This window comes from Aquiflexum sp. (genome assembly GCF_041749095.1).
In the GTDB taxonomy this organism is placed as follows: domain Bacteria; phylum Bacteroidota; class Bacteroidia; order Cytophagales; family Cyclobacteriaceae; genus Aquiflexum.
The window spans coordinates 1-5,518 of record NZ_JBGTCA010000215.1 but is presented as its reverse complement, the minus strand read 5'-3'; the positions used below and the strand labels follow the sequence as shown (position 1 = coordinate 5,518).

The following is a 5,518-nucleotide window of genomic DNA, read 5'->3' as shown; positions in this document are numbered from 1 at the left end:
GGAATTGTTGGGCCCAATGGTGCTGGCAAAACTACTTTTTTGAATATGATAACAGGGATGCTGACTCCTGACAGTGGTAAAGTATCAATGGGCCAAACCACGGCAATTGGTTACTACCGTCAGGAAGAGGATGCCTTTGATGAGGAAAAAAGACTATTGGACATTGTAAAAGATGTGGCCGAAGTGGTCACAGTTGCCGGAGGTGCCACCATTACTGTAGCTCAGTTCCTCAACAAATTCGGTTTCCCCCCTAAACAACAGCATACGCCAGTTGCCAAGCTGAGTGGAGGGGAGAGGCGTAGGTTGCAATTGCTTATGATCCTGATCAAAAGTCCAAACTTTCTGATCCTTGATGAACCTACCAATGATTTGGATATAGTCACTTTAAATACCTTGGAGGAGTTTTTGGACAATTTCCCTGGCTGTCTGATTATCGTTTCCCATGATAGGTATTTTATGGACAGGTTGGTGGAGCATTTGTTTGTTTTTGAAGGGGAAGGAAAAATTAAGGATTTTCCGGGCAATTACTCTGAGTTCAGGGAGTGGGAAAAAGAGGAAAAGGCAAGCAAAAAAGAGGAAAAGCCTTCCAAAGAAATCAAGACAGAAAAGCCTACGTCTGATTCAGGATATCCTAAAGCCACTTTCAAAGACAAAAAGGAATTTGAGGAAATCAATAATAAAATGGAATCCTTGAATACTGAAAAAGAGAAAATTTTTGCATTGATCACTGAAGGTACTGATGACCACGAAGCATTGTTGGAATGGTCCGCAACACTTAAGAAAATCGATGAGGATATTGAGGAACTGGAATTAAGGTGGCTGGAGTTGAGTGAGTTGGATGGGATGTAGCAGGGGTCTAGTTCAAGACTTAGTCTTGGACTATTTCTATTTCAGTCTTCAGACTGAACCAATTATCTCCTAAATATTAATCGTATCCATAAAGGATTACTGAAAATCCACCAACTAAAATATACTCAACTTTATTTTTATTGAAGGACTCTAGGAAGTCCAAAAAATCTTTTGGAAAATTTCCAATCATTTTTCTCTACTTCTAGCGTGAAAAACAGTTTTATCCAGCCTCGGCGGGTTGTCCAATGAGTAACCATAAGCCAAACTGTTCAGATAGGCTGCAATTTCCAATAATTCATCTATGGATTTATTTTTATAAACTTCACCGTAGTTGATTTTTTCAGAGGAGTTTGAAGCCTTGAAGGCATTTCTGTCCAATTTATATTCCATGGCTTTCTGGTTTCTCTAAATTTAACAATTTTTGTTGTAAGTCAAGATGATTGATTATTTCCTATTTAAAAGACTTCTCTGATTAAATATTTTTTACTCTATAATCAGAACACTCATCTCATACTGCCAGGGACTCACCATTTCCAGCCAACCGGACCATTCCTTCGGATCCTGTTTCAAATATTCTCCTGAAAAAGGATTGAACCAAGTCACGTTCACTTTTCCGTTTTTAGGCTTTGGAATCACCACATTTACCCTTTCGGATTCCTTGGGAATCATCATCAAATAGTTGCCTTTTCCATCATATAACCCAAAGCCATTGGTAGCCAGATTATCATTTCCCCCCTTGTCGTTGGTAGTCAGTTTTGGAATACTGGGTTTGAAGTCATTGAGACTGTATTTTTCAAAAAACCCTGCCAAGTGTTTATAGTAATCGTACCGTGGTTTATCAAAATCATGTTTCTCATCAAAAGCATCCCAAACTACAATGTTCCATGAGGCGTCCTGCCAATAATAAGAGCCATACACTCCGGCAAATACACATTCATAAGTTCTTTCCAAACATGTCTCGGCATTGGTGTAATTTCCAAGAAAGGTAATATAAGGGCCTTCTTCATATCCTCCATGCTCGATATTGACCACAGGTCTGTCAGCATGGAATTCCCTGCCCTGTAGCATCAGGGAATAGAGGTTGGAGCGCCAACTTTGGATGGATACAAAATCCACTTTTTCAGAATGTCTTGAATTGTACTCGTAATCGTGTACAGTAAGCAATCTTTTGAAAGCATCACGCTTTCTGACCCGGTGTATGCGTTCGTGGAGGTAAGGGATATCACATCTTCCATAATCCAGAGCCTCTTTGGACACATCCCATATCACATTGCTAAATGCCTGATACCTATCGATGATATAATCGAAATACATATTGTCGGCTTTGCTGTACATGTCGGGCCAGTTAACTTTTTTGTTCCAGACATAAATCATCAAATGCGCATCCAATCCACGGGCTTGCATCGCTTCAAAAACCCTATCCAAATGTTGGAACAAGCGGAGGTTGAGGCGGCTGAAATCAGGATTTTCATTACCTCCCTCAAATGGACCATAATCCGGTTTTCCAAAGTAATATTCTTCCCGTACATTGTCCGCGATTTTCCATCCCACGTCATGGGCATAAGCATTCATCACCACATGATTGAACCCATTGGCACTGACATCATCCAGGATCTGTGAAGTCCTTGGCATATCCTCAGGTTCTTTGTAATCCAGCGCAAAGAGCCAATCCAGTTCAAAAGCAAGTAGAAAATGCGGACTGCCATCCTCATAGACAAAAGCCTGTGGATTGTTTGGATCAATGATTACTGCACCTTTCTGGTTGGGTCTGGTATTGGGAGTAACTTTGATGCTTCCTTTCAGACCCGATAGTTCAGGCTTGGAGGAGTAGGTCTCAAAGATCCAATTCCCCTGTGTTTTGGAAGAAAATCGGGAAGTCCAATTGTTGTTTCCATCAAAGAATCCGGGAATCTTCATGCTTTCACCATTTGGACCTGTATAAATTGCCCCAAATTCCGCATCAAATGGATTTTCATTCCCGGTAGTCTTTCCTTTGAAAACAAGGTCATTGACCTGCCATTGCTCTACTGAAGTGTTAATGTTTTTTTTATAAACAGTGGATTTGATTTGGGCAAATGATTCCAAACAGAAAAGGAATAGGAACAGTAGGGGGGTATAGAATAAGTTAATCTTCATGGGTTTTTTTAAAAATATGATGCACAACAAAAATAACCAATCCCAACCCTGTCCACAAGAACGTATCCCAAATCTCTTCTGCCTGACTTCCGGAAAGTAACCAAACCGTGGCCAATATTCCTACAAGTGCAAAATGGTTTCCATAGGGTATTTTGAAGTAATTGCCTTCGGGCTGGGTTTTTCTCAATTTGATCAAGGAAGCACAGACCAATGCGTACAGAATCAGCCTTGAAATCACCGACACTGCCAAGGAACTCATAAAACCCCATACAATGGCCACAAAAGCAACCAATCCCGAAAAAAAGAGAATGGAAACCCAAGGGGTTGCAAACTTTGGATGTACTTTGCTGAAAAGCTTGGGCAATTGATCTTCTATACTTAGCGCATATGGAAGCCTTGATCCACTCAAGATCTGAACATTCAAAGTTCCCATGATAGAAACCACTGCACCCAAGGTGATGAACATTCCTCCCCACCAGCCCATAAATCCCGTAGCTGCATCAGCAAGCGGCTTGTCCGAAGTGGCAAGACCTGGGAGGGTGCCTATGGAAACAATTTGGATCAGGATATAAAACCCGGCAATGACAGCAGCGGCCGTAATGAGACCAAATGGCAGGTTTTTTTTTGGATTGACGATTTCGCCGCTATTTACAAGTCCGGCTTCAAAGCCCCCAAATGCAAAAATCAACAACAATGTCGAAGCTGAGAAATCTTCCAAACTGGGCAAAGGCCCTGCTTCTACCAGATCAAAATCAATATAGAAGAGACCCACAAAGATAAATACAGCCAATGGGAAAAGCTTGGCAACGGTCAGGATATTGCTGACTTTTGCCGTATTCTTGACACCGATCCAATTGAAATAGGTGATAAGACCTGTGATCAATAATATCAATAAGATTCTGACTTCAGGTTGGTTGAAAGTATCTGAAAAAAAGGATAGGTATAGTACCATCAAATTGATCAAAGTGGCATAGCTAAAAAGCCGAGTAAGCATCAACAGCCAGCCGATGACAAAAGCAGGTATTGGTCCAAAGGCTGTATGAACATAAAGATAAGGGCCGCCTGTTTTTTCAAATCTGGAACTGACCTCGGCAAATACCAGGATCAGCACCATCATGACCACTGCACAGACCAAAAACGCCAGAATACTGTAAACTCCAGAAAGGGCAAAAACCTTGGCCGGTAGTGCAAAAATTCCGGCCCCTATTACTGAATTGATGACCAGAAAGACTAAATCCCATCTTTGGATTCCGCGCTTGAGTGATGTGGGTGTATTAGCCAAATTTTGTCTGAAATTTTACTACAAAGTAGTTCTATTTGAAAAGCCTTATTTATTCTTCAAGAATTTTAAATTAATCAAATCAATAATACATCTAGAAACTACAAAAAATCCACATCCACGCTGAAAGGATATTTCATCAAATATTGAAGTGCTTCCTCAATCTTCAGGTCTTCGAACAACACTTTGTAGAGATTTTCTGTAATCGGTGCCCGCATGCCTTTTCCTTCTACAAACGTCTTCATCAACTTCACCGTATTGATGCCTTCCGCGACTTCTTCCATGGTATTGATGATCTGCTCTAAGGATTCTCCTTGGGCCAATCGATAGCCTACAGTGAAGTTTCTGGAGAGGGTTGAATTGCAGGTGGCTACCAGATCACCGATTCCGGCAAGTCCAATAAATGACTTCAAACTTCCCCCCAGCGCATTGCCCAGGTAAATCAGTTCGACCATACCTCTTGAAATCAACAGCCCTTTTGCGTTTTCTCCCAATCCCAATCCGGCCAACGCGCCTCCTGCAATGGCTATGATATTTTTAAGTACTCCACTTAATTCTACACCAACAATGTCTGAGTTGCCATATACCTGAAACTTATCTGTCCTGAGCAATCTTTGTCCTTCGAGAATGACCTCATTGTATTTGCTGGCCACAACGGTTGCTGCGGGTTGTCCCTGATAAAGTTCTTTGGCCAAATTCGGCCCTGCCAAGCAACCCACTCTGACGACCACAGTTTCCTTCAGAATAACTTCGCTCATGGTCAGGATATTTTCACGGCTTATTTTCCCGATATCTGTTAGGCTTTTACCTTTTGGCAAATTGAGGCAAAGACCTTTTGTACCATGAATTACCAGATGATAAGGGTACAAATAGGGTGAAAACAAACGGATCACTTCCTGAAAAGCACCCGAGGGAATCATAAAAAAAATCGTATCACAAGCCTTACAGAGCATTTCAGGGTCTTGGGTCCCTATAATTTCTTGATGAATGCTTAACCCGTCAACGCTATGGTGTTGGTTGATTTCATCCATCACTTCAGCCCTTCGGACATAGGCTATGACTTTGCTTTTTTCTGCAAGAATATTGGCTATGGCAGTACCAAAACTACCCATGCCAACCACTCCGACGGATTTTTCTTTAGAAGATTTTTTCAAGGCCATATCCTTCCAGTCTGTTGTGGTAATAATAAAGTAAACTCAAATCCTGTGTTTCTATATTCCCTGCTTCATTTTTCACTAAAGGACGTTTTGCATG

General features: G+C 41.3%; 5 protein-coding genes. 1 reads left to right on the top strand and 4 read right to left on the bottom strand.

What is annotated here, in order from left to right:
* A partial coding sequence (locus ACEW8O_RS10450; RefSeq protein WP_373494574.1) for an ATP-binding cassette domain-containing protein occupies positions 1-849 on the top strand: 849 nt, incomplete at its 5' end.
* Between the two features lie 186 nt (positions 850-1,035).
* On the opposite strand, the gene ACEW8O_RS10445 is transcribed toward ACEW8O_RS10450, so the two are convergent.
* The 4 genes from ACEW8O_RS10445 to ACEW8O_RS10430 form a co-directional block, all read right to left on the bottom strand.
* Positions 1,036-1,239: a hypothetical protein gene (locus tag ACEW8O_RS10445; RefSeq protein WP_373494573.1), complete on the bottom strand. Its 204-nt coding sequence runs from the start codon at positions 1,237-1,239 to the stop codon at positions 1,036-1,038.
* A 93-nt stretch (positions 1,240-1,332) separates the two neighbouring features.
* The gene (locus ACEW8O_RS10440; protein WP_373494572.1) at positions 1,333-2,985 is read right to left on the bottom strand and encodes a DUF4038 domain-containing protein; all 1,653 of its coding nucleotides are present in this window, start codon (positions 2,983-2,985) and stop codon (positions 1,333-1,335) included.
* A complete protein-coding gene (locus ACEW8O_RS10435; protein ID WP_373494571.1) occupies positions 2,975-4,267 on the bottom strand; it encodes an APC family permease in 1,293 nt (430 codons plus the stop codon). Before ACEW8O_RS10435 ends, ACEW8O_RS10440 begins: the two co-directional genes overlap by 11 nt.
* A gap of 98 nt (positions 4,268-4,365) precedes the next feature.
* The gene (locus ACEW8O_RS10430) at positions 4,366-5,424 is read right to left on the bottom strand and encodes an NAD(P)H-dependent glycerol-3-phosphate dehydrogenase (protein ID WP_373494570.1); all 1,059 of its coding nucleotides are present in this window, start codon (positions 5,422-5,424) and stop codon (positions 4,366-4,368) included.
* Positions 5,425-5,518: the final 94 nt, after the last annotated feature.